This window comes from Hymenobacter citatus, from assembly GCF_014333615.1.
Classification (GTDB): domain Bacteria; phylum Bacteroidota; class Bacteroidia; order Cytophagales; family Hymenobacteraceae; genus Hymenobacter; species Hymenobacter citatus.
Window position 1 is genome coordinate 21,014 of record NZ_JACSCY010000011.1, and the last position, 26,235, is coordinate 47,248.

General features: G+C 57.3%; 20 protein-coding genes. 5 read left to right on the top strand and 15 right to left on the bottom strand.

Annotated features, from left to right (window positions below; genetic code table 11):
- Positions 1-191: 191 nt before the first annotated feature.
- Entirely contained in the window at positions 192-1,790 is a 1,599-nt protein-coding gene (amaB, locus tag H8B15_RS13770; protein WP_187320272.1) for an L-piperidine-6-carboxylate dehydrogenase, read from the bottom strand.
- A gap of 306 nt (positions 1,791-2,096) precedes the next feature.
- A complete protein-coding gene (locus H8B15_RS13775) occupies positions 2,097-3,392 on the bottom strand; it encodes a zinc dependent phospholipase C family protein (RefSeq protein WP_187320273.1) in 1,296 nt (431 codons plus the stop codon).
- Positions 3,393-3,603: 211 nt separating this feature from the next.
- Here H8B15_RS13775 and H8B15_RS13780 point away from each other — a divergent pair, with 211 nt between their 5' ends.
- Positions 3,604-4,008 (top strand): hypothetical protein, encoded by a 405-nt coding sequence (locus H8B15_RS13780; protein ID WP_187320274.1) that lies wholly within the window; start codon positions 3,604-3,606, stop codon positions 4,006-4,008.
- A 182-nt stretch (positions 4,009-4,190) separates the two neighbouring features.
- On the opposite strand, the gene H8B15_RS13785 is transcribed toward H8B15_RS13780, so the two are convergent.
- From H8B15_RS13785 to dapF, 11 genes are all read right to left on the bottom strand, one after another.
- Entirely contained in the window at positions 4,191-5,696 is a 1,506-nt protein-coding gene (locus tag H8B15_RS13785; protein WP_246455486.1) for a Do family serine endopeptidase, read from the bottom strand.
- A 186-nt stretch (positions 5,697-5,882) separates the two neighbouring features.
- On the bottom strand, positions 5,883-6,335 hold the full coding sequence (locus H8B15_RS13790; protein WP_187320275.1) for an Hsp20/alpha crystallin family protein: 453 nt from the start codon (positions 6,333-6,335) through the stop codon (positions 5,883-5,885).
- A 236-nt stretch (positions 6,336-6,571) separates the two neighbouring features.
- Positions 6,572-7,396, bottom strand: coding sequence for a hypothetical protein (locus tag H8B15_RS13795; protein ID WP_187320276.1), 825 nt, complete (start codon positions 7,394-7,396; stop codon positions 6,572-6,574).
- A 32-nt stretch (positions 7,397-7,428) separates the two neighbouring features.
- A complete protein-coding gene (locus H8B15_RS13800) occupies positions 7,429-8,631 on the bottom strand; it encodes a M20 metallopeptidase family protein (RefSeq protein ID WP_187320277.1) in 1,203 nt (400 codons plus the stop codon).
- A 42-nt stretch (positions 8,632-8,673) separates the two neighbouring features.
- A complete protein-coding gene (locus tag H8B15_RS13805; RefSeq protein WP_187320278.1) occupies positions 8,674-9,216 on the bottom strand; it encodes a sporulation protein in 543 nt (180 codons plus the stop codon).
- Positions 9,194-9,874 carry a deoxyribose-phosphate aldolase gene (gene deoC / locus H8B15_RS13810; RefSeq protein ID WP_187320279.1) on the bottom strand — a complete coding sequence of 227 codons (681 nt, stop codon included), beginning with the start codon at positions 9,872-9,874 and terminating at the stop codon, positions 9,194-9,196. The genes H8B15_RS13805 and deoC overlap by 23 nt, the downstream gene beginning before the upstream one ends.
- Positions 9,875-10,024: 150 nt before the next feature.
- On the bottom strand, positions 10,025-13,429 hold the full coding sequence (gene secA / locus H8B15_RS13815; protein ID WP_187320280.1) for a preprotein translocase subunit SecA: 3,405 nt from the start codon (positions 13,427-13,429) through the stop codon (positions 10,025-10,027).
- 239 nt (positions 13,430-13,668) lie between these two features.
- The gene (gene glf / locus H8B15_RS20870) at positions 13,669-14,850 is read right to left on the bottom strand and encodes a UDP-galactopyranose mutase (protein ID WP_216859151.1); all 1,182 of its coding nucleotides are present in this window, start codon (positions 14,848-14,850) and stop codon (positions 13,669-13,671) included.
- A gap of 54 nt (positions 14,851-14,904) precedes the next feature.
- A complete protein-coding gene (locus H8B15_RS20875; RefSeq protein ID WP_216859152.1) occupies positions 14,905-16,164 on the bottom strand; it encodes a glycosyltransferase family 1 protein in 1,260 nt (419 codons plus the stop codon).
- Between the two features lie 158 nt (positions 16,165-16,322).
- A complete protein-coding gene (locus H8B15_RS13825; RefSeq protein ID WP_187320281.1) occupies positions 16,323-16,868 on the bottom strand; it encodes a GNAT family N-acetyltransferase in 546 nt (181 codons plus the stop codon).
- 49 nt (positions 16,869-16,917) lie between these two features.
- Entirely contained in the window at positions 16,918-17,727 is an 810-nt protein-coding gene (gene dapF, locus H8B15_RS13830; RefSeq protein ID WP_187320282.1) for a diaminopimelate epimerase, read from the bottom strand.
- A 50-nt stretch (positions 17,728-17,777) separates the two neighbouring features.
- On the opposite strand from dapF, the gene H8B15_RS13835 reads away from it, so the two are divergent.
- The 3 genes from H8B15_RS13835 to H8B15_RS13845 all read left to right on the top strand — a co-directional run bounded on the left by H8B15_RS13835 (position 17,778) and on the right by H8B15_RS13845 (position 21,040).
- Positions 17,778-18,659, top strand: coding sequence for a class I SAM-dependent methyltransferase (locus H8B15_RS13835; RefSeq protein ID WP_187320283.1), 882 nt, complete (start codon positions 17,778-17,780; stop codon positions 18,657-18,659).
- Between the two features lie 168 nt (positions 18,660-18,827).
- On the top strand, positions 18,828-19,766 hold the full coding sequence (locus tag H8B15_RS13840) for a Ppx/GppA phosphatase family protein (RefSeq protein WP_187320284.1): 939 nt from the start codon (positions 18,828-18,830) through the stop codon (positions 19,764-19,766).
- Between the two features lie 212 nt (positions 19,767-19,978).
- Positions 19,979-21,040: an Ldh family oxidoreductase gene (locus H8B15_RS13845; protein ID WP_187320285.1), complete on the top strand. Its 1,062-nt coding sequence runs from the start codon at positions 19,979-19,981 to the stop codon at positions 21,038-21,040.
- Between the two features lie 77 nt (positions 21,041-21,117).
- Here the strand turns inward: H8B15_RS13845 and H8B15_RS13850 are convergent, their stop codons facing one another.
- Both H8B15_RS13850 and H8B15_RS13855 read right to left on the bottom strand, forming a co-directional pair.
- Positions 21,118-21,957 carry a murein L,D-transpeptidase catalytic domain family protein gene (locus H8B15_RS13850; RefSeq protein WP_187320286.1) on the bottom strand — a complete coding sequence of 280 codons (840 nt, stop codon included), beginning with the start codon at positions 21,955-21,957 and terminating at the stop codon, positions 21,118-21,120.
- 223 nt (positions 21,958-22,180) lie between these two features.
- Complete coding sequence (locus tag H8B15_RS13855; RefSeq protein WP_246455489.1) at positions 22,181-23,839, bottom strand: alpha-L-fucosidase; 1,659 nt, start codon at positions 23,837-23,839, stop codon at positions 22,181-22,183.
- A 428-nt stretch (positions 23,840-24,267) separates the two neighbouring features.
- On the opposite strand from H8B15_RS13855, the gene hscA reads away from it, so the two are divergent.
- Positions 24,268-26,127, top strand: a complete 1,860-nt coding sequence (hscA, locus tag H8B15_RS13860) for a Fe-S protein assembly chaperone HscA (RefSeq protein WP_187320287.1) — start codon at positions 24,268-24,270, stop codon at positions 26,125-26,127.
- The last annotated feature ends 108 nt before the right edge of the window (positions 26,128-26,235 follow it).

Genomic DNA, 26,235 nt, shown 5'->3' on the forward strand with positions numbered 1-26,235 from the left:
CAGCAGGTAAGCAGGAGAAAGACAAGTGATTGGGTAGGAAGGTTGCAAGGGTAAATGATTAACCGCTAACAGGCAAAATCCCCGCCGTTTATGCGGCGGGGATTTTCAAATCAGAATGTCATTTCGACCAGTGGGAGAAATGACGTTTTCTCATCAGCACGCGAACAACGACGGGCGGCTGCAAGCCGCCCCTACACATCAAACCGGATGCCCTGCGCCAGGGGTAGCTCGCGGGAGTAGTTGATGGTATTGGTCTGGCGGCGCATGTACACTTTCCAGGCATCAGATCCGGACTCGCGGCCGCCGCCGGTATCCTTTTCGCCCCCGAACGCCCCGCCTATTTCAGCCCCCGAGGTGCCAATGTTCACGTTGGCAATACCACAGTCGGAGCCGGTGGCGGCCAGGTAGGCCTCGGCCTCGCGCAGATTGAGGGTGAAGATGCTAGACGACAATCCCTGGCGCACGCCGTTTTGCAGAGCAATAGCCGCCTGCACGTCGCCGCTGTACCGGATCAGGTAGAGAATGGGAGCGAAGGTTTCTTCCTGCACCGTGTGGTAGTGGTTTTCGGCCAATACCAAGGCGGGGCGCACGTAGGTGCCGGTTTCGTAGCCAGGGCCACTTAGCACTTCACCGCCGGTCAGCAGCGTGCCGCCTTCCTGCTGCACGCTGGCGAGGGCCTTGGTAAAGGCCTCCACGGCTGGCTTGTCGATGAGCGGGCCTACCAACGTGCCGTCGGCCAGGGGGTGCCCGATGGGTAGGTTGGGGTAGATCTTCAGCAAACGCGCTTTCACATCCTCGAAAATAGAATCGTGGATGATGAGGCGGCGCGTGGTAGTGCAGCGCTGCCCAGCCGTACCTACCGCCCCAAAGACCACGGCGCGCATGGCAATATCCAAGTCGGCGTGCTCGGTGAGGATGATGGCGTTGTTGCCACCCAGTTCCAGCAGCGACTTTCCTAAACGGGCGCCCACCGCCGCGCCTACCTGCTTGCCCATGCGGGTGCTACCCGTGGCTGACACCAGCGGAATCCGTTCGTCGGCGGCCATGGCTGCGCCTACCCCCGCATCACCCAGAATAAGGTTGAAGATGCCTTCGGGCAGGTCGTTTTCCTTGAGCACCTGCACTACCAGATGCTGCACGGCTACCGCCACCAGGGGCGTTTTTTCGGAGGGTTTCCAGATGCACACATCACCACACACAGCGGCCAGCATGGCGTTCCAACTCCACACGGCTACCGGAAAGTTGAAGGCCGAGATGATGCCCACTACGCCCAACGGGTGATACTGGTCGTACATGCGGTGGGCGGGGCGCTCGGAGTGCATCGTGAAGCCGTGCAACTGGCGCGAGAGGCCCACCGCAAAGTCGCAGATGTCAATCATCTCCTGCACTTCGCCCAAACCCTCCTGCTCAATTTTTCCCATCTCGTAGCTCACCAGCTTACCCAGTGGCGCCTTGTACTCGCGCAGCTTGTTGCCAATTTGTCGCACCACGTCGCCACGCTTGGGCGCAGGCACTAGGCGCCAGGCCGTGAAGGCTTCCTGGGCGGCTTTCACTACCTGCTCGTAGTCCTCGGGGGTAGCCAGTTGCACTTGCGCAATCAGCTGTCCATCGGCGGGTGAGTGGATGGCCCGTTGCGGTCCGTTGCCTACCTTGCTCCAATAGCGGCCGGTGGAGTAAGCAGCGTTTTCGGGCTGCACGCCCAATTCCTGCAATACTGTGCGGATGCCGTGCGGATCTTCGGGCGCGGGGGCCGCGCCGGTGGCGGCAGCTTCTTCGAGGGCTTGTTTCATAGTAGAAAGGGTAGGGTTTTGGGTGTGAAGAACAAACGCTGTTGCTTGCATTAAAGGCCTTACGCAGTAGCAACAAAGCTAACAAACATTGGTGCGCCGTAAGGCTGGCTGGTAGCTTTGCTACCTGAATAGGTGCTAACAAAAGCAGGTAACACTGCTTAACAATCACCTGTCACTCTACGCTTGCGAAAGGCTATCTTACACAAGAACAATGCTCGCAACAACGACTCATTCTGCTGTGAGAAGGTTCTTCGCAAGCTCAAGATGACACCCCCCTTTTGCATCGTATCACCCTACCTACCCCTCTCATGGTGCCAGCGCCCGTAGTGCTGCTAGCGCTTCTTCGGTTTCTTTGCGCTCCTTTTGGTACTCGCGCTGGTCTTCGGCGGCGTCGTGGCCGCCTAGCTGGTCGGTTTGCTGGGCCAGGGTAGGCACTCCCTGGATGAAGTACGTAAGCAGGTCGGCGCGCAGAGCGGGCGAGAGGTGCTCAAAATTGTGCTTGTGCAGTTCGCGCAGCAACTCCCCGTACGTAGCATCGGCCAGGTAGTAGATGGTAGGGCGAATGGGCTGGCCGGTATCTAGGTTGGTGTTGAGCAGGTGCGGGTTGAGAACGGCCGAGTCGCGGGGGAGCGCGGCAGTGAGGGCACCATACGCGCGCAATACTGCGCGGTAGCTCTGCCGAAACTTCTGCTCGCCGGCCGGGCTGGGCAACTCAAAGGCGTACGTTTTCAGCGGGCCAATTTTGGGTAGCAGATTGATGATTTTGGCAACCACACGCGCCCCAAAACCGGGCTTCTCGTACTCGGCACCAAACTCGCGCTCAAACGTGCGGCGGTTGGTTTTATAGAGGTACTCGCGGCGCCGGGCCCGAGGGCTCACCCGTCGAATTTCCTTGCGCTGGCTGTGCCAGGCTGCTCGCGCCGCCGCCGGTAGCAGCTGATTCACGGCAAACCGAAACGAGGCCACGCTGAGGTCTACACTCGGAAACACCTGCCCCAGCTCTAGCCCGTATGTTTGCTGAAATGCCCGTTCCAGCACGTCTTTGCTTACCCGAAACCCGATGGCCTTGTGGTAGTCTTGGGTGCGGTAGCGGCCGGCGGCTACCTGCACCACATCAAATGAAAACTCCAGCTCGGTGTGCCGAATCGGGGCGTTTTCGTACGTCACGACGGGGCCGTACCTGGCGCGCAGGTCCTCATACACGGTGGGCATAATCTGGTTGGTGCCCTCGGGGTGACCCACGTTGTCGGCGGCGTAGTGCGAGAGGGCACCCAATGCAAACGCGTACTCATTGCGGGTGCGGGCCTGCAGCAGGAGGTTGCGCACAAAGTCGCCGCTGCGCACGTAGTGCGTGAGGTCGGTGAAGAACTCCACACCCAGCGGGTAGTAGCCCATATCTTGAATGATGGCTCCACCATAGGCGTAGCTTTTGGCTTCGGCAAGCTGCACGGAGTCGGCGCTGGGGTAGCGCTGGCGCAGCAGTGGCACCAGATGCTGGTCCCAGGTAGAGTCGATAACGGCCTGGTGGGTGAGCACCGAGTAGGCGACGGCCGGTGCGGCCGGTAAGGCCAACAGCAAGAGCAGCAAGAGGCGGCAGAGCATGCGAGGAGAGCAGGAAACTGAATATGGATTTGTCTCTAACTAACAAAGCTGCACCGTAGTTGTGCCGCGCTTATAGCCAGTAGCTAGTACAGCTGCTTGTTTGATAATTCTAGCACCAAATCAGCAGTATAGAACAAATAAAATATTCATCAAAATGCGTAGCTTACCTAGACCACCTGCTACACTCCTCTTGCCTCACCTACCCCACCCTATGCAGCCCCCTACCTGTTCTATCACCTACCGCCCCGATCTGGGAGCCCTCATCGTGCGTTGGCCCGACGATGCACCCTTTCCTACCCTGCAAGCTGATTTTGAGGCCATTTTGGCTGTAGCCGAGCAGCATGGCACAGCTCGCTGGCTGCTCGACGTGCGCCGCCGCGCCCACCTCGACCCTCAACTTGGCGACTGGACCACCCGCATCTTCTTCCCGCACGCGGCTGGCCGGCTGGTTCCGCAGGCGCTACGCTTATCAGTGCTGTGCTCCCCGGCACGTATGGCAGTGTATGCGGCCAGTGCGGAGCAGCAGAGCTACCTGGCCCACGGCATTGCTCACCAAGCCTACCAAATGCACTTAGTGTGCGACGAAGGCAAGGCCATGGAATGGCTGCTGGGGTAAGCAGGTCATCGCTTAGCTTCGAGCAGCCGCTACCCATTCATATAGAACAAAACAATGCAGCTCAGGTGATGAAGCGTACCAGTATTGCCCCTTGGCGGGGCTTTACACGATGATATCTTACATAAAAAAAGCCCCCAACCACGCGGTTGGGGGCTTTCTGCTTTATACAAGCAAGACCTTGTTTAGCCGGCCTGCCCAATAGGGTAATAGGCTTCGCGGCCGTCGGGGTACACACCTTTCAGCAATACGCCCTCACTGTCTTTAGCCGCGTCGAGGTAGCGTTGCACGTCCTGCGGCTTGTTTACCTTGTGCTTATCAATTTCCGTGATGATGAAGCCATCAGCAATGCCCGTGCGGCGGAAGTTGCTGCTCCGGATGCCGGTGATTTTCACGCCGCCGCTCAGATCCAGCTTACTGGCCTCCTGGCGCGATACGGCGCTCAGGGTAGCGCCTTCGTATTTCACCGTGGCAGCAGCAACTTCCTCGCGTACTACATCTGTTGTGCCGGTAGCGTTACGCAAGGTAGCGGTGGCGATGCGGGAATCGGAACCGCGCAGATAGCTTACTTTAATCTTATCGCCGGGCCGGAAGCGGGCTACCTGCTCCTGCAATTGCGAAGAGGTGTTCACATTCACCCCATTGATGGCGGTGATGATGTCACCCTCCTGCAAGCCAGCATCGGCGGCGGCGCTACCTTTGTTGGCGCCAGCCACGTACACGCCGTTCAGGCTGCTCAGCTTCTTCTCGGCAGCCAGCTGGGCATTTACCTCCTGGATATTCACACCCAATAAGGCACGCTGCACTACTTTGTATTTCAGCAGGTCGTCTACCACCTTGCTCACGATAGAGCTGGGCACGGCAAACGAATACCCCTCAAACGCGCCCGAATGCGAGGCAATGGCCGAGTTAATCCCGATCAGGTCACCTTTCAGGTTCACTAAGGCGCCACCCGAGTTGCCAGGGTTTACAACAGCATCCGTCTGCAGAAATGACTCGATGCCCATGTTATCCTCGCGGCGCAGGATGTTGATGTTACGGCCTTTGGCGGAGATGATACCAGCCGTTACGGTGGAGTTCAGGTTGAAGGGGTTGCCTACAGCTAGTACCCACTCACCTATCTTCACATCGTCGGAGTTACCGTAGCGCACAAAGGGTAGGTTGTCGGCTTCTACCTTCAGCACGGCAATGTCCGTGTTGGGGTCAGCGCCTACCAGCTTGGCTTTGAACTTGCGCTTGTCGTCCATCACCACCTCAATCTTGTCGGCCTTCTCAATCACGTGGTTATTCGTGACGATGTAGCCGTTGGCGGCAATGATAACCCCGGAGCCTGAGCCCATCTGCGGGCCGCGCTGCTGGTGGTAGCCCCGCATATCTTCACCAAAGAACTGACGCAGAAACGGGTCCATGCCCGATGCGCCCTGGTCTTGGCTCATTTTCGGAGCGTATTCCGTCATCACGTGCACCACGGCGGGCGTCACGGAAGCGGCAGCTGCCACGAAGTTCAGGCCTTCGGGCACGGCATAATTAGAAGAGCGAAGTGCGCTGGTATAACGAACATTGGGGTCGGTAGCCACTACTTGTTGCTGGGCATCCGCCGTGGGTTCCAGCAATTTGTAACCACCAACGGCCACGCCCCCGCCCAGGATAGCGGAGCCTACGAGGCCGAGCATCATTTGTCTTGCTTGCATGGGATAGAAAGAGGGTTGGAAAATGAAAACAGTCTTAAAGTAAGAATTCCAAGTGAAAAAACCATGAACAGCCGTCCATTTTGGTTGGCTAACGGAAGAGCCCGGCCGCTTGGTATACGTTGCATTCAAACAACGCTATATCCAAGAAAAAAGCTCCGTGCGGAGCTTTTTTCTTGGATCAATTAACTAGCGCACTTCAATATGGTGCTTGGTCACTTTATCGGTGTCGAAGGGCAGCTGCACGCGCAGCAGGCCATCGGTCAGATCGGCCACAATGGCTTTGGCATTCACCGTGTCGGGTAGGCGGAAGCTGCGGGTAAAGGTACCGTAGCTGGTTTCCACCCGGCGGAAGCGCGGAGCATTCTCGTCGCCCTCGGCCGCCACTGGGACCTTGCGCTCTCCTTTGATGGTGAGTTTGCCTTCCTCCACGTCAAGGCTCAGACTATCTTTCGCTACGCCGGGCACGGCCAGCACTAGCTCATAGCCGTCTTTCGACTCCAACACATCAGTGCTGGGCACAAATGAAGCAGCAGGCTCTGTGGCGGTCGGCAGCGTCTCGCGTAGCAGCTCGTTGAAGACCGTATTGAAAGGGCGCGCCGGACGGCGGGCAGGCAGGTTGTTATAAAGCAGAGTTGCCATAATGGTACTGTAGAAGTTAAGATTTGAAGAGGAACTACATCGTGCTCCTACCTCTATTCTATAAATTCTGTACCAAGGGCTATCTGTACATTTTATTATGACTTTTTGTCTTATTTCAAACAAAACAGCATATAACACTCTGCAATATTTTCAGCACATAATAGCCATACTACTTGCAAATGCACTTTATATGAAGTCAGAGCTACGCCATAATGTCACTTTATTTACTACATCGGTCAATGCTGGGTAGGCAGTTGGCGCCGCTCGAACACGCTACCACCGCGAAACAATGTGAGGCGCGCATCCAAGCCGATTACAGGTGTTATTTTATTCAGCTGCCCACCAGGAATCGTCACTTTGCCCATTCCATCTGTTTGGGGCAAAGTGAAAATATATTCTGTTTGATAGCCGAACCACGGTGTTACATCGAAACCGCTAGGTAGACGCACGCCTACCTCAGCGCGAGCATAACCAAAGTCGATAAACCGTTCTTTTGGTTGAGTAGCTTCGTCGCGCTGGAAACGGAGATATGCTGTAGCCTCATAGGCTACACGCGGTAGTAGTCTTATCTTCTCCCCTACCGCTATTGGTCGGTCAATATCCAGGCGCAGACTGGTAAAGGCGCGGCTATCAACGGCCTGCGTATTATATATAGCGTATGTAGCTCCTAAGCGCTGCCGAAAATTAAATTTACCAAACGTATTCCAGTGCCGCACAAATAGCTCAGGTGCGAGGTTGGGGGAGAACATATTGATATCCGTACTGAAGCGGTTATCTTCAGACACTTTAATACCTAGAGTGGCTCCCCCACTCCAGTGCGTATCCCAAAACCGCTCGTAGCCTAGTAGTAAACCGGTCCGCTTCAATCCATTGCCCGTAGGTCCAGGGTTGATAAGTCCGCGTAGGGTTAGCAGTAAGTAGTCGTCGCCATGCAGGGCGTATTCTGCTTGTACCTGAGGTAGCAGCGCTACATCGTTGACGGTTCGACGCTGAGCAGTAACAGCAGTTGCCGTTAATAGCAACGCCGCCATTAGATTAGCAGCACGGGTAGCAGTTTTCATAGAACACAGTAGGTATAACTCACAGCACTAGTCTACTCAGCCGATGGCAGCGCCGCCAACTCGTGTAGCGCCAGCCACGCCATCAAGCCCGGCCCTACCTCCAGCGCTTGCTTGTCAATGTCGAAGGTAGGGGTGTGCACGGAGGCAGCGTAGCGGCCGTCGGCGGCGCGGGTCCCGAGGCGGTAGAAGCACGCATCGGACACCTGCGAGTAGTAGGCAAAGTCTTCGGCGGCCATCCATTGGTCCAGCTCCACCACGTTGTCGGCGCCGAGGTAGGCTTCGGCGGCTTGGCGGGTGCGGGCCGTGAGGCGGGGCTCGTTTTCAAGGTAGGGGTATCCACGGCGGATTTCCAGCTCGCAGGTGGCACCCATGCTGGCAGCTAGGCCTTCGCACAGGGTGCGCAGGTGCTGGTGCGCCTCGTTGCGCCACTCTTCGTTCAGCGTCCGGAACGTACCCTCAATGTACACCTCATTGGGAATAACGTTGGTAGCGCCGTTGGCAATCACCTTCCCAAACGACAGCACCGAGGGCAATTTAGGGCTAGCGCGCCGGCTCACAATCTGCTGGGCCGCCACGATGATGTGGGCCGCTACCACCACGGGGTCAATGTTTTGCTCGGGCATGGCGCCGTGGCCGCCTTTGCCGCGCACGGTCAGGTACAGCTCGTCGGTGCTGGCCATGTAGCGCCCGGCCCGCAGCCCAATTTTGCCGGCCGGCAAGTGCGGAAATACGTGCTGCCCCAGCACACTCTGCGGCCGTGGGTTTTCCAGCACGCCATCCTTGATCATCAGCGAAGCCCCCCCGGGTAGCAACTCTTCACCGGGCTGAAACAACAGCTTGATGGTACCCTCAAACTCGTCGCGCACCTGCGTGAGGATGCGAGCCGCGCCCAGCAAAGAGGCTGTGTGCACATCGTGCCCACAGGCGTGCATCACGCCGGGGTTGGTCGATTTGTAGGGTACGTCGTTTTGCTCCTGAATCGGTAGCGCATCCATATCGGCCCGCAAGGCTACTACCCGACTCTTGGGGTTGCGACCTTCGATAAGAGCTACCAAGCCGGTGCCCGCTACGGGCTGTGGCTCCAGGCCCAGCTGGCGCAACTGCTCGGCTACGTAGGCTACCGTATTGGTTTCCTGAAACGAAAGCTCGGGGTGCGCGTGCAAGTGCTCCCGCACGGCTACGACATCGGCAGCGTACGCGGCGGCCAATTCCTGGATTTTCTCGGGCTGAATCATATTCACAAAAGTAGGGCGAAGTTTGGCTTTGCCCTACCCCGCCTATTGTCCCGCCTTACTCAGCAGCACCTGCGCCACCTGCAATTCGGCTTTAGGAGCCAAGGGTTTGAGGCGCAGCAAGGCCTGCTCGGCCTCCAGGCGGGTCAGATAGTCGCCGATGTACAGTCGGTACACGGGCTGCTTGAAGGTCAGGTAGTCGGTTTCTTCGGGGTAGCGGCTGATGACTGCCCGGCGGACAGACATGGCCTGGTCGCGCTCCAGGCCTGCGTAGGCCAGAATGCGGTAGCCCTGGGCATATTTCACGTTTAGGTTGGCAGCAGCTTGGTCGCGCAAGCGCTGCTCAATCTGTGCGTTTACCTGGTTGGTGGGTACTACCGGCTTTTTGGGTGCCGGGGCTGGCGTAGTAGCCGTGGCAGTAGCAGGCGCCTCAAATGCAGGACGGTATTTACTTAAATCCTCGGCCGGTGTGCGCCGGGTGGTATCGGGGCGGGAGGCAGTGGGAGCCGAGGGAGAGTTGGTGGCACAGGCTGCCACCACGAACAAAGTCGGCAGCAGGAACACGTTACGGAATAGGCGTTTCATCATGCAGATCCAGCAGGGCAATGCTGTTAGAGGAACCAATACGGTCGGCACCGGCCGCAACCAGGGCCAGGGCCGCCGCGCGGGTGCGAATGCCCCCAGAGGCTTTAATACGGATAGAGCCCGGCAAATGACGACGCATCAGCCGAATATCTGCTACCGTAGCTCCTCGGTTGGCATAGCCCGTGGAAGTCTTCACAAAATCTACCTCCGCCTCGGCGCAGAGCTGGCAGGCCAGCACAATTTCCTCGTCGGAGAGCAGAGCGGTTTCGATGATGACTTTCAGCTTAGCCCCGCGCAGGTGGCAAAGTTCTGCTATTTCCCCGATTTCCTCCTCTACCTCCGTGTATTGCCCCGAATGGAACGCCGCCAGATTCATTACCATGTCGATTTCCTTGGCGCCGTCGCTCAAGGCCTGATGCGTTTCAAAAAACTTCACCTTGGCCAACTGATACCCCAACGGAAACCCTACCACTGTGCATACGGATACCCCTGAGCCCGCCAGCTTACCGGTAGCCCGGCGCACAAAGCACGGTGGCACGCAAACCGAGGCGAACCCATAATGGGCGGCTTCGGTGCAAAGCTTATCAATATCTGCCTGCGTGGCGTCGGGCCGGAGAAGCGTATGGTCAATACGGTGCGCAAGCGAGGTAGTCACTTCCATGAGGGCGAACAGGTTAGCATTCGGTTAACGGGGGACTCTACTCAATAACTGTGCAAAGAATACACGGGGCGTTGGCCCTCCCGGAAACAAACAGTGGCAGATGGAATAAATCCAACTGCCACCGTCGTCTTTTTGAACAGGTAGAGCAGCTTACGCTTCCTCTACTATTACGCACCGGCCGCTGGCCAGATCGTCCTCTACCGTTTTATATTTCACGTCGCTCACAATGCGGCCATCCATGTACTGCACGCTCACTTTCTCGTTGCGATTCGCGATTTTCTGCGCCCGCACGGGTTGCTGCTTTTCCAGCACTACGGGCTCGTCGGGGCCCATATCTTCCGGACCAGCGCCCAGCGAGATAGACGACACTTCTTTCTGCGCTTTCAGCTTGGGCGCGGGCGCAGGGGCTGGCAACTCGTCTTCCACGTAGAACTCGGGTTCCTCAGCCTGACCGTTCTGCTGGTTGGGTACATCGGCGTGGAACAGGAACGTGACGGTTTCCTCGTTCACTTTGCCAATCATCTGCTTGAACAGCTCAAACGACTCAAACTTATACACCAAGAGCGGGTCTTTCTGCTCATACACGGCATTCTGCACCACCTGCTTCAGGTCGTCCATGGCGCGTAGGTGCTTGGTCCAGGCGTCGTCAATCACGGCCAGCACCACTACCTTCTCCATACCCCGAATGATTTCGTGGCCCTGGGTGGCTTGGCTGCGGCGTAGATTAGCCACGGCGTTTACCTGCTTGCGGCCGTCGGTGAAAGGAATGGCGATGTTCTCAAACGGCGCATTCTGGTTGATCAGGTCGTTGATCAGGGGTAGGTTGTGCGACGCGATGAAATCGTTCTTGCTCTGGTAGTAGCCCAGGGCTTCGTCGTAGAGGGCCTGCGCGAGCTGGTTCGCCTGCATGCCGCTGAGCTGCTGGGCCGTCAGGTGCGTATCGTAGCCGAACACGCGGATGATGGCCAGCTTGAAGTCCTCGAAGTCGTTGGTGACTTTGTGGCTGGTTACTACGTCGTCGCAGACGTCGTAAATCATGTTCCAGATGTCCAGCTCCAGACGCTCGCCGAACAGGGCGTTACGGCGGCGCTTGTACACCACTTCGCGCTGGGCGTTCATCACGTCGTCGTACTCCAGCAGGCGCTTGCGGGTACCGAAGTTGTTTTCTTCTACTTTCTTCTGGGCGCGCTCAATAGAAGACGTAATCATGGAGTGCTGAATCACTTCGCCTTCTTCTAGGCCCATGCGGTCCATGAGCTTGGCAATGCGGTCGGAGCCGAACAAACGCATGAGGTTGTCTTCCAGCGACACGAAGAACTGCGAGGAGCCTGGGTCGCCCTGACGACCGGCCCGGCCGCGCAGCTGACGGTCTACCCGCCGCGACTCGTGCCGCTCGGTGCCGATGATGGCCAAGCCACCCGACTCCTTGGCGGTGCCGCGCAGCTTGATGTCGGTACCACGGCCGGCCATATTGGTAGCAATGGTCACGGTGCCGGGGTTGCCGGCGGCGGCCACAATCTCGGCCTCGCGCTGGTTTTGCTTGGCGTTCAGCACTTGGTGCGGAATGCCGCGCAGCTTCAGCATACGGCTCACCAGCTCCGAAATTTCCACAGAGGTAGTGCCCACCAGCACCGGCCGACCAGCCTGCACCAGCGTCTGAATTTCCTCGGCTACGGCGTTGTATTTCTCGCGTACAGTCTTGTAGACCTTGTCGTGCTCGTCGTGGCGGGCGATGCCGCGGTTGGTCGGAATCACCACCACGTCGAGCTTGTAGATTTCCCAGAATTCGCCGGCCTCGGTTTCGGCCGTACCCGTCATGCCGCCCAGCTTGTGGTACATGCGGAAGTAGTTCTGGAGCGTAACGGTGGCGTAGGTTTGGGTGGCGTCTTCCACGCGCACGTTTTCCTTGGCCTCAATAGCCTGGTGCAACCCGTCGGAGTAACGGCGGCCTTCCATCACGCGGCCGGTCTGCTCGTCTACGATCTTCACCTTGCCGTCGTCGGTCAGGATGTACTGGTCGTCTTTTTCGAACAGGGTGTAGGCTTTCAGCAGCTGGTTCACGGTGTGCACCCGCTCCGATTTGTCCTGGTAATCCTGCATCAGTTGGTCTTTCTGGTGCAGCTTGTCCTCGTCGCCGAGGGTTTTGTTCTGCTCGATGGCGGCAATTTCAGAGCCGATATCGGGCATGATGAACAGGTGCGGATCTTCGCCCTGGGCCGTAATCAGGTCGATGCCTTTTTCGGTCAGCTCTATCTGGTTGTTTTTCTCGTCGATGGTGAAGTACAACGGCTCGTCGGCCTTGGGCATCTGGCGGGCGTTGTCTTGCAGGTAGAAGTTCTCCGTCTTCTGCATCACGGCGCGCATGCCGGTTTCCGACAAGAACTTGATGAGCGGCTTGCTCTTGGGTAGGCCGCGGTGGGCGCGGAACAGCATCAGGCCGCCTTGCTCCTCTTCGGGACCCGTATTGCCTTCCTTGATGAGTTTACGGGCCTGCACTAGGTAGTTCTGCACCAACTTGCGCTGGGCATCCACCAGCATCTGAATGCGGGGCTTCAGCTGGTAGAATTCGTGCACGTCGCCGCGCGGCACGGGGCCGGAGATGATGAGCGGCGTCCGGGCGTCGTCAATTAGTACGGAGTCCACTTCGTCCACAATCGCAAAGTGGTGCTTGCGCTGCACCAGTTCCTGCGGGTCGCGGGCCATATTGTCGCGCAGGTAGTCGAAGCCGAACTCGTTGTTGGTGCCGTAGGTGATGTCGGCCAGGTAGGCCTGCCGACGGGCGTCGGTGTTGGGCTGGTGCTTATCGATGCAATCCACGGTGATACCGTGGAATTCGAACAGCGGCGCGTTCCATTCCGAGTCACGCTTGGCCAGGTAGTCGTTTACCGTTACCAAGTGCACACCGCGCTTGGCCAGCGCGTTCAGGAACGAGGGTAGGGTCGATACCAGCGTTTTGCCCTCACCGGTAGCCATTTCGGCAATTTTGCCCTGGTGCAGCACCACACCGCCAATCAGCTGCACATCGTAGTGCACCATATCCCAGGTGATTTCGGCGCCGGCCGCCATCCACTTGTTCGACCAGGTAGCCTTATCGCCCGAAATCGTGACGTTCTTTTTGCGCTGAGAGATTTCGCGGTCGAAATCGGTAGCGGTTACTACCAGCTGACCGTTTTCCTTGTAGCGCCGGGCGGTTTCCTTCACAATGGCAAATGCCTCGGGTAGGACTTCCAGCAGCACCACTTCAAGGTCTTTGTTGCGCTGCTTTTCCAGCTCGTCAATCTGGTCGAAGATGACTTCCTTTTGAGCAGCGTCTAGGTTAGGCTCGTCGGTGATACGCTGGTGCAGGGTGCCCAGTTGGCCATCGATAGCGCTCAGGCGCTCATCAATCTTGGCGCGCACCTCATTGGAGCGCTGGCGCAGCTGGTCGTCGGAGAGCGGTGCCAGTTTGGCATACTCGTCGTTCACGAGTGCCACGTATGGGATAATCTCCTTCAAGTCCCGGTCCGATTTGGTGCCGAAAAGCTTGGCGACGGTCTTCCCTAGAAAGTCAAACATGCTGGTAGTATAGAAAATGAAACGCCGGGGCGCACCTCAAATTTACAGATTTTCGAGTAAAACCCGACCGAGCGCGGCCCTGTTCCTCAAAACGCTAAAACCCCGACACTTCAAAGAGTGTGCGGGGTTTTCGTTTGCTGAAAAGGTGTCAGTCTTGTTTTTGGTTGGTGGTTTTTAGTTTTTGGCAGCAGACAATAATTCTGAGAGCCAAAAACTAAAAACCACCAATCAAAAACCAACTACGCCTTCGGCTTGGCGGGGTCGCGGGAAACTAGCTTTTCTACCAGCGAAGCAGAACCCGAAATAGCGGGCTTCTTGATGGCTTCATCCGATTTTTCCGTCAGCTTCTTGTAGAGCGTGAGGGCCTGGGCTACCACCTGGTCCATGTTGTAGTACTTATAGGTAGCCAAGCGGCCTACGAAGTGCACGTTGGGCGTTTCCTCGGCCAGCTTTTTATACTTGTTGTACAGCTCCGCATTCTCGGCCATCGGGATGGGGTAGTACGGGTCACCCTCGGCTTGTGGGTACTCATACACCAGCGCCGTTTTGGGGTGTTCCTGACCGGTGAGGGCCTTGAACTCGGTGATGCGCGTGTAGAGGTTGTCGTTGGGGTAGTTCACGACGGGCGCGGCCAAGTGCTTCTCCTTGCTCAGGGTTTCGTGTTTGAACTCCAGCGAGCGGTAGGGCAGCTTACCGAACTTGTAATCGAAATACTCGTCTACCGGCCCCGTGAAAATCATTTCCTTGAACGGGATAAAGTCGATGACCTCGTGGTAGTCTGTGTTCAGCATGATTTTGATGTTGGGGTGGTCCAGCATCTTCTCAAACATGCGCGTGTAGCCGTGCAGGGGCATGGCCTGGTAGGTATCGGTGAAGTACCGGTCGTCGCGGTTGGTGCGGGTAGGCACGCGGCTCGTCACCGACTTATCCAACTGCGAAGGGTCGAGGCCCCACTGCTTGTTGGTGTAGTTCTTGAAAAACTTGTTGTACAGCTCACGCCCTACCTTGCTCACTACCACATCTTCGGAGGTCTTGATGTTGGCTACCGGCTCGGCCACTGAGGCGAAAAACTCCTCTACCTGAAAGCTGGTCAGGTTCAAGCCATACAGCTTGTTGATGGTATCCAGGTTGATCGGCATTGGCACAAACTGCCCGTCTACCGACGCCAGCACGCGGTGCTCATAGGGGCGCCACTCCGTGAAGTTGCCCAGATAATCGAATACGTCCTTGGAATTGGTGTGGAAGATGTGCGGCCCGTATTTATGAATCAGGATGCCTTCTTCATTGTAATGATCATAGGCATTGCCCGCAATATGGCTACGCTTATCAATGATGAGTACTTTCTTGTTGGAACGAGTGGCTAGCCGCTCAGCCAGCACGCTGCCGGCAAACCCGGCCCCGACGATGAGATAGTCAAACATAATAGAGGGGTGTTTTGGGTTGTATGGTAGAAAGTTTAGTGTAAGAGCAACTGCCTATGTACGTTCGTTGGGGGTAGAGCCGGAAGCCGAATCTTCCGTAGTCAAGTTCGTTTTGCGCTCCATACGGTCCTGCATGAGCTTTACCATCTGCTCCCAGGTTAGATCCCAGGAAATGGTGCTGAGGTAATCGTCGGTGCGCTGGCGCCAGTCGGCATCCTGGTGTTGTTGCAAGGCTTTTTCGATGCCCTGGGCAAACTCATCGGCGGTGGCAGCAATGTGTACCAGATTCAGGTCGCCGTAGGGCCGCACCACATCGCGGATGGGCGTGCTCACTACCGGGCGGCCGGCGGCCAAATACTCGGGGGTTTTAGTAGGCGAAATAAACTTGGTGCTTTCGTTGTCGGCAAACAGAAGCGTAGCCACCTCCCAACCCCGCAGATAGGCAGGTAGTTCCTGATAATTCTTGCCGCCTAGATAATGAATATTGGTGGCTCGTGGCAGGGTAGCCGGATCGATTTTTACGACTGGCCCGATGATGACAAATTGCCATTCGGGATGCGCTTCAGCCAACTCACCGAGAAGTTGGATGTCAAGCCGCTCATCTACTACCCCAAAAAAGCCAATGCGCGGATGGGCAATGCCGGCCTGATCGGCGGGTTCGGGCATTTCCTGGCGAGCCTGGCCAAAGTGGTCTTTGTCGATGCTGCTCGGGAAAGGGTGCGCGTCGCGGTGCTGCTGGCTTTTGGCCTCGTAGAGCGTATGTCCACCGGTGAATACCAAATCAGCTTTCCCGAATAGCTCTTGTTCCCGCTCGCGCAACGCAGGTGGCGCAAACTTGAACGCGGCCAGCTCATCCATGCAGTCGTATACGGTCAGCACGGGCTTAAACTGGCGCGACTTATCGAGCGCCATCGGCGTGTAGTACCAGAAAATATACTTCTCGATGCTGTTTTCGGCAAAATAGCGGGCCAACAGCTCGTACTGTATCTGGTTGCTGTGCGCTTCGTCGAGGCCGTGGGGTAGGTGAGCTACCACTACCTTCAGGCCGTTTTGCCGCTCTTTAATTTCGAGGTGCGGCTCTACCTGATCGGGGTGAACAAAGGCATCTTCGACGTAGAACACGCGGCCTTGCTGCGCAAATCGCGACAACAAGTGCTGGGGGCGCTGCCACACAAAATCCCAGTGCAAGTGTGCAAAACACACCAAATCCGGCACAGTTGTATCGTTGGTAGCAGGGAGAGGATGTAAAACAGGAACGGAAGCGGCAGCTACAGTATCGCGCGCAGAATCTTTGGCCGAAGGCGGAGACGGCATGTACAGGAACAGTAAAAAAGGTAGAGGATAGTCCACGCACAGTAGATCTCACACATGCTGTGCCGTAGTATTGTTGACATACGGGGTTGCCAACAAAAGGATATTGTCGAGTTAAGACAATTCTATGGGCCTTTTACTGCTACTGCTTAGTCTCCCTTCTACATTCCTGACACGGATGCTGCGGGCGCCGTGAGCACCTGCTGAAATTCTACAGCATCTTCCCACCCGGTAGGCGTGCGCAGCCAGTCGCGCCGGACGCCTACCCGCCGGAAGCCCGCCGCCCGAAACAGCCGCAGGCTGGCCACATTGTGCGCCGATACAGTGCAGTAGAGTTGGTGCAGGCGCAGGGTATGGTAGGCATAGTCGAGCACTAGCTCTAAGGCCGCCAGCGCAAAGCCTTGCCGCCGCTCGGCTGCCAAAATCGTGATGCCTACCCCGGCGCGCTGGTGCAGGGGGTCGTAATTAAAAAAATCTAATGTGCCGATGGGCCGCTCGTCGGCGGTAGCGCAAATTACCAGGCGCAGTTGGCGCACCTCGTGCCAATCGGCGGCGGCGTGGTCGAGGTAGCGGCGCAGCATGTAGCGCGACACAGGTGCCAATGTATCGGACACCCCCCAAATCACGGGGTCATTTTCGAGTTGATAGAGAAAGTCTAAATCCGATTTTTCCAGCGCCCGCAAGCTCACCAAAGGACAACGCAGCATCAACTCAGGGTAGAAATATTCAATAGCAACCAGTTATCAGTGACGAAAGCTACGCTATTTCGATGGTTCCGTCGAACACGCGGGTGGCGGGGCCGCTCAAATAAATATCTGTGAATGAACCATCGGGGTGGGCTTGGAAGGCCACGCGTAGGTCGCCACCGGGTGTGCGCAGGTGTACAGGGCTGCTGGCACCGCGCCGCGAGGCAGCCAGCGCTACAGCCGTTACGCCCGTGCCGCAGCTCTGGGTTTCGTCTTCTACCCCACGCTCGTAGGTGCGCACCTGCCAGGGCGCGTCGGGCACGCTTGGTTCTTCTACAAAGTTGACGTTGGTGCCACTGGCGGCGTACAGCGCGCCGTAGCGCACCGCCCTACCCTCGGCAAACACATTGAAGGCGGCCAAGGAGTCGGTGGGTAGAAACCGTACAAGGTGGGGCGAGCCGGTATTCAAAAAAACGCCGTCGTGAGCAGTTACTTCTTCCTGCCAGGCCACGTCCTGCATGCGCAGGTGTACAGTACCGTCGGCATCGATGGTGGCCTCGTGGGGGCCATCGGCGGCCAGAAAGTGAGCGGTGGTATCAATCACGCCTACCTGGCGGGCAAAGGCCACGGTGCAGCGCCCCCCGTTGCCGCACATCGAGCCCAGATGGCCGTCGGCGTTGAAATACACCATCTCAAAATCGTACTCGGGGTGCAGGCGCAGCAAAATCAGACCATCGGCGCCAATACCCCGGCGCCGGTCGCAGAGGTGGTGTACCAGCTGGTGATTGGCGGCATCGAACTGATTGGCGCGGTCGTCTACCATCACGAAGTCGTTGCCGGTGCCCTGGTACTTGAAGAAGGAAAGCTGCGTGGTCGTCATGTTGCAAAGATACGGCGCGGCGTTCTACCCTACTCCCTACCTTTGCAGCTATGTATTCTTTCCTCACCACTGGCACTTGGCCTGACTACGAACTGCTGGACGCGGGCAATTTTGAAAAGCTGGAGCGTTTCGGCCAATACATTCTGGCCCGGCCCGAGCCGCAGGCCATCTGGGACCCGCACCTGCCCGCCTCGGAGTGGCAGCGCGCCCACGCCACGTTCACCCGCGAGAAGGGCAGCCAAGAGCGCGGCCAGTGGAAACTGAAGCCCAGCATGCCCGAGCAGTGGGTCATCAAGTACGACCAAGGCGACTTGCGGCTGCGGTTCCGGTTGGGGCTGTCGTCGTTCAAGCACGTGGGGCTATTTCCGGAGCAGGACCCCAACTGGCGCTTCATCTTTGAGCAAACCAAAAAGCGCCGCGCCTCTACCCCACGGGTGCTGAACCTGTTTGCCTATACCGGCGCCGCCACGCTGGCCGCCCGTGCCGCCGGCGCCGACGTGACCCACCTGGACTCGGTGAAGCAGGTGAACTTCTGGGCCCGCGACAACATGGAAGCCTCGGGTATAGACGGTGTGCGCTGGCTGGTGGAAGATGCCATGAAATACGTGCGCCGCGAGGTGAAACGGGGTAGCAAATACCAAGGCTTGATCTTGGACCCGCCCGCCTACGGCCGCGGCCCCAACGGCGAAAAATGGCAGCTGGAAGACGAGTTGAACGAGATGCTTAAGCTCTGCCAGCAGCTCCTCGACCCACAAGACCATTTCTTTCTGATTAATCTGTATTCGCTGGGGTTCTCGGCCCTGATTCTGGACAATCTGACCACGGCTACTTTCGGCGTATCGGCCGGGCAGCGCGAAATCGGCGAAATCTACCTGCACGACCAAGGCCAGCGCAAGCTGCCGCTGGGCACTTTCTGCCGATTTGCTACGTAGGGGCGCAAAGAGAACGTCATTTCGACCAACGGGAGAAATCTCGCGTGCTGCATTAGAACGTCATCCAAGACCCTCAGTCCCTAATACCCCAATAAAGCACGCGAGATTTCTCCCGCTGGTCGAAATGACGTTCTTTCATTGCCAATCACCTATCCCTAACCACAGACAATGATTCGTCACCGCCGCCTGGCCCTGATAGATATGGGCACCAATACCTTTCACCTGCTGATTGTGGAGCTGCCCGAAGCCGGCCACGCAGCGCCCAAAACGCTGCTCAGCACCAAAGCCGGCGTGAAGCTGGGTGAAGGCGGGGTGAGCAAAGGCGAGTTGCAACCCGCCGCCATGGACCGTGCCTTGCATACGCTGCAAGGCTTCAGGGAAGAGATAGAATTGCACCAAGTAACGGATGTGCGTGCCACCGCCACCAGTGCCGTGCGCGTGGCCCGCAATGGGCGCGAGTTTGTGCAGCGCGTGTTTGAGGAAACCGGTATCCAAGTAGAAGTGATTGATGGAGCCCGCGAGGCCGAGCTGATTGCTTACGGCATCCGGCAGGCCGTGCCGCTGGGTGCTACTCGCCATTTGCTGATGGATATTGGCGGCGGCTCGGTAGAGTTTATTATTGCCGATGCGGATACGATTTTCTGGAAGCAGAGCTTCGAAATTGGTGGGCAGCGGCTGCTGGATCAGTTTTTCCGCCACGACCCGCTCCTACCCTCTGATATTGCCGACGAGCAAGCCTACCTCGCCACTGCGCTGGCGCCCCTCACAGCGGCCGTGCAGCAATATCAGCCCACGGTGCTGGTAGGCTCGTCGGGTACTTTCGATACCCTGGCCGATATGCACGCCGCCCGCCGGGGTGAGCCCCGCTCTACCCCGCCGCCAGCCACTACCCTCTCTACAGAGAGCTTCTACGAAAGCTACCAACTGTTTCGCACGCTTGATAACGCCGGCCGTCGTGCCCTACCTGGTATGCTGCCTATGCGCGCCGATATGATTGTGGTGGCCAGCGTCCTCATCGACTACGTGCTGCAAACCTATGGTTTGACGCAGGTTATTGCCTCAGCGTATGCGTTGAAGGAAGGTATGTTGGCGGAGATGCTAGGGTAGGCTGTCATCCCGAGCACAGCCAGGAACCTGAGAATATTAGAACGTTATGCTGAGCATGTGGCGAATCAAGCCAGTGTCGCAGCGGAGTCGAAGCATCTCGCGTGCCACGCTAATCTCAATCGCCAGGAAATTACCGGGAGCACGCGAGATGCTTCGACTCCGCTCCGCTGCACTCAGCATGACGTCCTCTCACAGAAAAGATTCACAAATTCATGACCTTCTCCTACAACCACCTCTTCGCCTTCACCGAAAACGTATTCCGTAGCATGGGTTGCCCAGAGGCCGATGCCACGCTGGCCACCGAAAGCCTGCTGGCCGCCGATTTGCGCGGGGTAGACTCGCATGGGGTGGCGCGGCTGATTGGCTACGTACGGCTCTGGGAAGCGGGCCGCATTAACCCTACCCCCCGCGTGGGTGTAACGTATGAAACCCCCAGCACCGCTGTAGTAGATGGCGACGGTGGCCTGGGCCTGGTGGTAGCGCCCAAAGCTATGGAAGTGGCCATTGAAAAAGCCCGTGTGGCGGGCACCGGCTGGGTGTCGGTGCGCAACTCCAACCACTTTGGTATTGCGGGCTACCACGCCATGAAAGCACTGGCGCACGACATGATTGGACTGGCTATGACCAACGCCTCTCCCCTGGTGGCCCCTACCCACTCCCTCGACCGACTACTCGGTACCAATCCCATTGCGGTGGCTATTCCAGCCGCCGAGCAGCCCGATTTCGTGGCCGACTTTGCTACCACTACCGCGGCCAACGGCAAGCTGGAAATCCTGCAACGCAAAAACCAACCAGCCCCTACCGGCTGGATTCAAGACAAGGAAGGTAATGTATCGACCAACCCGAATGAGCTGAAAGACGGCGGCGCCCTGCAACCATTGGGCGGCGAGACTGGCTCACACAAAGGCTACTGCCTGGGTAGCGTGGTCGATATCTTCTCGGCTGTACTAAGTGGGGCCAACTATGGGCCGTGGGTACCGCCGTTCGTGGCGTTTCTGCAACCGCCTGCCGATCCGGTGGGCCAGGGCATCGGGCACTTCTTCGGGGCCATGCGCGTAGACGCCTTTCGCCCCGCCGACGAGTTCAAAGCACATATGGACAATTGGATTTCCACCTTCCGCAACGCCCGCGCTGTGCCGGGCCAGCAGGTTCTCATTCCCGGCGACCCGGAGCGGGAATCATCAGCCAAACGGCTACTGGAGGGTATTCCGCTCCTTGACCCCGTGGTGAAAGACCTGGAAACGGTGGGGCAAAAGTTTGGGCTGACCTTATAAAACGTCCTACCCTATCAACGCCAAGAGCCGCCGCGAATTATTCGCGGCGGCTCTTGGCGTTGATAGGGTAGCCAAAATTAAATCAAATGTCCTGTAGTGGTATGAGCAGCAGCTAATGCCTGGGCAGCTACGTTTTGATCGAGGTAGCGCGAGCTGTACGAAGCATCGTTGCCATTTAGAAACAGGCAGGTATGTCCGCCAACTGCGTCAATAATTTGCGCATACTGATCCATTGGTAGTGCCGGGCAACCCAAGCTGCGACCCAAGCGACCATACTGCCGTACAAAATCCTCGCTCACATAATCAGCGCCGTGCATCACTACGGCACGTTTCAGGGCGTTGTCGTTGTAGCCTTCGTCAAGGCCCACCAGTTTCAGGGAGCGGCCATGCTTGCCCACATACTCTGCTTGGGTCACGTAGAAACCCAGGCTGCTCATGTTCGACTCGTTTTCGTTGGAAAAATTGGTCGCCATGTTTTCGCCGGAGTTGTGGCCGTGCGCTACCAGCGTGTGGAAAAGCACCTGCTGGTTGTCTAAGTCCAGCACCCACAAACGCTTTTCGGTGGAAGGTAGGCTGAAGTCGATAACCGTCAGGCGGTCTTTCGCACCCAACTTGCCAGCCTCTTTCAGATTGAGGTAGCCTGTCATGGCCTTCTCAAACACGCCAAATTGCATCCCTTGCGCTTCCAGATTCATGGCCTGGTAGAGCTTATCGAACCGTTGATTCAGGAAAGTAGCCTGCATTTCTTCGGCCGTAGGTAGGGTCTGGTGCGTACGAGCACGCGCCAGCGTCTTGCTAACGGGTGCTGCTACCGGCGTGGCCAAAAACAAGGCGGCCACAAAAGGCATAATACGACGCGTGAGCCGCTTGGCCCGGCGTTTCAGTCGCTGACGATGTACTACACTCGGCTTTTCCATTGGGAGTAATGTTCTTACTGGAAGAAAAAAGCACCAACGCACACGCCTGGCACTTATCTGACTCTATACGAACAACGCCAACGGATGATTCAGTTTCCGGCTACTTCATTTTATTAGCATAGTTCTATATTGTTACAACCCGTTTTTACTGCCTTGCAGCTAACATCAGAGCACACCGTGGTCATACTCTACCTGACGCAGCATACAATGCAGGTTTTGTCTGCTAGGCCGACATAATTTTCAGGGCGTAAGCTATAGCGTTGGGCTTTTGAGCGGGTAGTGCCACGGCCAAGCCCTCTTGGGTACGCTCAAACCGGAGCTTACCCGGTGCCCCCAGCAGTTCTACCCGCTTCACCTTACCCTGATAATGAGGCCCACCCGTGGCCAGCGACTTGAGCAGCAGACGACCAGCGGTAGGCCAGCCCAGGGCCGTAGCGTAGAGCACCTTGCCTTTTGTCACGTAGCGAATATCCTCCGCCCCAAACGGCTTTCCCTTACCCTCGTTGAAACCCTGCGCGCTGAGAGCAGCCGCGTTTTCTTGCGCCGGTCCTTCCCCAAATACTTTCCAAGGCCGCGTGCCGTAGATGCTTTCCCCGTTGACCTGCATCCAGGCGGCAATACCTTCTACAATGGCCCGCTCCTGCTCATCGATGGTGCCGTTGCCACGCATGGGCACACTCAGCAACAAGTTGCCGTTTTTGCTGACTACATCAATGAGGGTATGAATCACGGTCTGGGCGCTCTTATAACCGTGTTGGTCGTAGATGCGCCGGTCGTAATGCCATTGCCCCAGGCAGGTACAGGTTTGCCAGGGTAGGGGCTCAATCTCGTTGCTCTGCCCCCGCTCAATATCCCAGACCATGCACTTACGTTGCTCCGGCGTCAGGATTTTGCCAAAGACGACGGCCTCGTTGTGCCCGCCGTGGCGCTGGGCGTTGGTATTGTACATGTGAGCGGCAATACGCAACCCTGCCTCATTGACAGGCCATAGGGGTAGGGCCGTATCGTCAAAATACACTACGTCAGGCTCGTATTTATCTAACAATTCAATGGTGCGCTTGTAGAACTTCTCGCAATACTCCGGGCTGGGCGGGGTCACACCGTTGCCCCAGTTCCACTGCCGGTGAATCATGCCGTCATCTTGGCTGTTTTCGCTTAGTGGGTGGTTCTGCGCGTACAGCGCCTGCGGGTCGTAGCCTTGCCACCAGGTGCCCTGACCTTGGGCGGCGGTAATGTTGCCGTCGTAGGGTACACCGGCCAGGGGGCCTTTTTTGTCGGCGCGCTGGCTCGGCTCCAGCCAACTCCAGGTATGAGCCGCGTGCACGCTCACGCCAAAGCGCAGCCCTTGTTTTTTGGTGGCCTTGGCCCAGCCGCCCACCAAGTCCTTCTGGGGACCCAAACGGGTAGAATTCCAGGGCTGGTGGCTGCTGTCGTACAGGTCAAAGTTGTCATGATGATTGGCCAAGCATACAAAGTACTTGGCACCGGCTTTCTTGTAAAGCGCTAGCAACTCATCGGGGTTCCACTGCTCAGCCTTCCACTCGTGTATCACATCCTTGAAACCAAACTTAGACGGATGCCCATACTTTTCGCAGTGGAATTTGTACTGATCTGAGCCCTCCTGATACATGCCGCGGGCATACCAGTCGCCGCGCTCGGGCTGGCACTGCGGCCCCCAGTGGGCCCACAGGCCAAACTTGGCGTCGCGGTACCACTCGGGCGTCTGGTAGCGGGCTAGCGAGTCCCAGGTAGGCTGGAAGGGACTAGTCGCCAGTGGTGCAGGCGGCAGCGGGCTCCAGTTCACGCCGGCCATCACGCGCGGTATCCAAGCCGCCGGGGCAGCCAGCACAAGCTTTTTCAGAAGCGTTCTTCTATGCATCATCAGGGCAAGAAAAGAAAAAGCGACCGTATAAGCAGGAGAAATACTGAGAACCTACAGGCTGACCATGTGCCGCTACCCCATTTGCTGCACAACGTAAGGCCACCCCTACCCTTTGTATACTGCGCCGACTAGATGAGGATATAAGCTTACGTTTGGCCACCCACACGGCCTTCGGCACAACGGCGCGAAGATACCCGTAGCGGTTCTGTGCCATTTGGGAAGCCCTGTAGCACGCAGTCAGCACCCCACCTGATTCGCTGATACCTGTGTCGCTTCGGCAATCTATCCTAGCCTCGGCCTTACCCTAACGCTGTTTCTTCGTTATTTTTGCGCGCCCGCAACGGTTCACTTGTTCGTATACGTACGCAAACACCTATACCTCTACCGTTCGCCTCATCGCGCGCTTGGCGCGCTGCTTTTCGCATCTTATGGCTAAAGTCGCAATCAATCTCTCCACCGGGAGCCTGCAACAGGAAGAAATTATTGTTGGAATTGACCTGGGTACCACCAACTCGTTGGTGGCCTACATTCACCCGGAAACTCGCCAGCCTGTGGCCATCAACGACCAGGGTCGGGGTACTATTGTGCCATCGGTGGTGCACTTTCCCGCTGATGGCACCGCCCCCGTTGTGGGTACCGAAGCCAAGCAATACCTTCTTACCGATCCGCAGAACACCATTTATTCGGTGAAGCGTCTGCTGGGAAAAGCCTACCAAGACTTAGGCAACCACGCTGACCAACTAGGCTACAAGATTATTGATGACAATTCGGAAGGCTTGGTGCAGGTGCGGGTAGGCGAACGATTCTACTCGCCTATCGAGCTATCGGCGGAGATTCTGAAGGAGTTGCGCCAGCGCGCCGAGCACGCCCTGAAAACGCCCGTCAACCGGGCAGTTATTACTGTGCCGGCGTATTTCAACGACTCGCAACGCCAGGCCACCCGCGACGCGGGCCGTTTGGCAGGCCTGGAGGTATTACGCATCGTAAACGAGCCTACTGCTGCCGCGCTGGCCTACGGCATCGGCCTTTCGCCCGACGAAGAAAAAACGGTGGCTGTGTATGACCTAGGCGGTGGCACGTTTGATATTTCGATTCTGCGCATCCAGCAAGGCATTTTTGAAGTGCTCAGCACCAACGGCGACACCTACCTCGGCGGTGACGACCTCGACCAGGCTATCTATCATTACTGGGCCACCGAGTACCAACTCTCTACCTTGCTGTTCCAAAATGTAACGGCTCAGCAACAACTACGCTTGCTGGCCGAGCAGGCCAAGCGCCACCTTAGCCAGAACGATGCGTTTGAAGCACTATTTGATGAGGTGCGCCTACCCTTGAGTAAGGCTAAACTCAACGAGCTCATCACTCCTTTCGTGCGCCGCACCCTAGACGCTTGCCAGCAGGCTTTATCCGACGCCAAGCTTACGCCTAAAGACTTGGATGCCGTGCTTCTGGTAGGCGGCTCTACCCGCGTGCCGTTGGTCTACGATTCGGTATCAGCCTTTTTCCAACAGCCTGCTAATAACTCGCTGCACCCCGATGAAGTGGTGGCCCTGGGTGCCGCCATTCAGGCCGACATTCTGGCTGGCAACCGTCGGGACGTGCTGCTGCTCGACGTAACACCTCTCACGCTGGGCATCGAAACCATGGGCGGCCTGATGGACTCCATTATTCCGCGCAACTCTAAAATCCCCACCAAAGCCGGCCGGCAATATACTACCTCTGTAGACGGGCAGGTGAACCTCAAGGTATCCGTTTACCAGGGCGAACGAGATTTGGTGAAGGAGAACCGCAAGTTGGGCGAGTTTGTGCTGAGCGGCATTCCGGCTATGCCCGCCGGCCTACCCAAGGTGGATGTCAACTTTATCCTGAACGCTGATGGTATCTTGAAAGTAGAAGCCATTGAACTACGCTCAGGTGTCAGCCAACAAGTTGAAATCAAACCGCAATACGGCCTCACCGATGAGCAGGTAGAGAAGATGCTCATGGACTCGCTCACCCACGCCCGCGACGACGTATCGGCCCGCATGGTGATTGAGGCCCGTACCGCTGCCGACCAGCTGCTTTATCAGGTAGAGCGATTCGTCAACAAGAACTCGCAGTACCTCGAAGAAACGGAAATCACCCAAACGGCGGCCCTCACCGAGACCCTGCGCGAGAGCATCGCTACCAATGATAAGGACACCATCCTGAAAGCCATGGACACGCTGGAAGAGTACACCCGCCCCTTCGCCGAGCGCGTGATGAACATTTCCATCAAGCAGGCTATGTCGGGCAAGAAGATAGAGTAGACAACACTTATTTGTCATCCTGAACGCAGCGGAGCGCAGTGAAGGACCTTCTCACGTGAGAACGAGTCGTTGTTACGATAGTCGTTCCAGCGTGAGAAGGTCCTTCAC

Excerpts from the sequence above, each read along its gene's own strand:
- amaB (WP_187320272.1), bottom strand. The coding sequence starts at position 1,790 with ATGAAACAAGCCCTCGAAGAAGCTGCCGCCACCGGCGCGGCCCCCGCG.
- H8B15_RS13775 (WP_187320273.1), bottom strand. The coding sequence starts at position 3,392 with ATGCTCTGCCGCCTCTTGCTGCTCTTGCTGTTGGCCTTACCGGCCGCA.
- H8B15_RS13780 (WP_187320274.1), top strand. The coding sequence starts at position 3,604 with ATGCAGCCCCCTACCTGTTCTATCACCTACCGCCCCGATCTGGGAGCC.
- H8B15_RS13785 (WP_246455486.1), bottom strand. The coding sequence starts at position 5,696 with ATGCAAGCAAGACAAATGATGCTCGGCCTCGTAGGCTCCGCTATCCTG.
- H8B15_RS13790 (WP_187320275.1), bottom strand. The coding sequence starts at position 6,335 with ATGGCAACTCTGCTTTATAACAACCTGCCTGCCCGCCGTCCGGCGCGC.
- H8B15_RS13795 (WP_187320276.1), bottom strand. The coding sequence starts at position 7,396 with ATGAAAACTGCTACCCGTGCTGCTAATCTAATGGCGGCGTTGCTATTA.
- H8B15_RS13800 (WP_187320277.1), bottom strand. The coding sequence starts at position 8,631 with ATGATTCAGCCCGAGAAAATCCAGGAATTGGCCGCCGCGTACGCTGCC.
- H8B15_RS13805 (WP_187320278.1), bottom strand. The coding sequence starts at position 9,216 with ATGATGAAACGCCTATTCCGTAACGTGTTCCTGCTGCCGACTTTGTTC.
- deoC (WP_187320279.1), bottom strand. The coding sequence starts at position 9,874 with ATGGAAGTGACTACCTCGCTTGCGCACCGTATTGACCATACGCTTCTC.
- secA (WP_187320280.1), bottom strand. The coding sequence starts at position 13,429 with ATGTTTGACTTTCTAGGGAAGACCGTCGCCAAGCTTTTCGGCACCAAA.
- glf (WP_216859151.1), bottom strand. The coding sequence starts at position 14,850 with ATGTTTGACTATCTCATCGTCGGGGCCGGGTTTGCCGGCAGCGTGCTG.
- H8B15_RS20875 (WP_216859152.1), bottom strand. The coding sequence starts at position 16,164 with ATGCCGTCTCCGCCTTCGGCCAAAGATTCTGCGCGCGATACTGTAGCT.
- H8B15_RS13825 (WP_187320281.1), bottom strand. The coding sequence starts at position 16,868 with ATGCTGCGTTGTCCTTTGGTGAGCTTGCGGGCGCTGGAAAAATCGGAT.
- dapF (WP_187320282.1), bottom strand. The coding sequence starts at position 17,727 with ATGACGACCACGCAGCTTTCCTTCTTCAAGTACCAGGGCACCGGCAAC.
- H8B15_RS13835 (WP_187320283.1), top strand. The coding sequence starts at position 17,778 with ATGTATTCTTTCCTCACCACTGGCACTTGGCCTGACTACGAACTGCTG.
- H8B15_RS13840 (WP_187320284.1), top strand. The coding sequence starts at position 18,828 with ATGATTCGTCACCGCCGCCTGGCCCTGATAGATATGGGCACCAATACC.
- H8B15_RS13845 (WP_187320285.1), top strand. The coding sequence starts at position 19,979 with ATGACCTTCTCCTACAACCACCTCTTCGCCTTCACCGAAAACGTATTC.
- H8B15_RS13850 (WP_187320286.1), bottom strand. The coding sequence starts at position 21,957 with ATGGAAAAGCCGAGTGTAGTACATCGTCAGCGACTGAAACGCCGGGCC.
- H8B15_RS13855 (WP_246455489.1), bottom strand. The coding sequence starts at position 23,839 with ATGATGCATAGAAGAACGCTTCTGAAAAAGCTTGTGCTGGCTGCCCCG.
- hscA (WP_187320287.1), top strand. The coding sequence starts at position 24,268 with ATGGCTAAAGTCGCAATCAATCTCTCCACCGGGAGCCTGCAACAGGAA.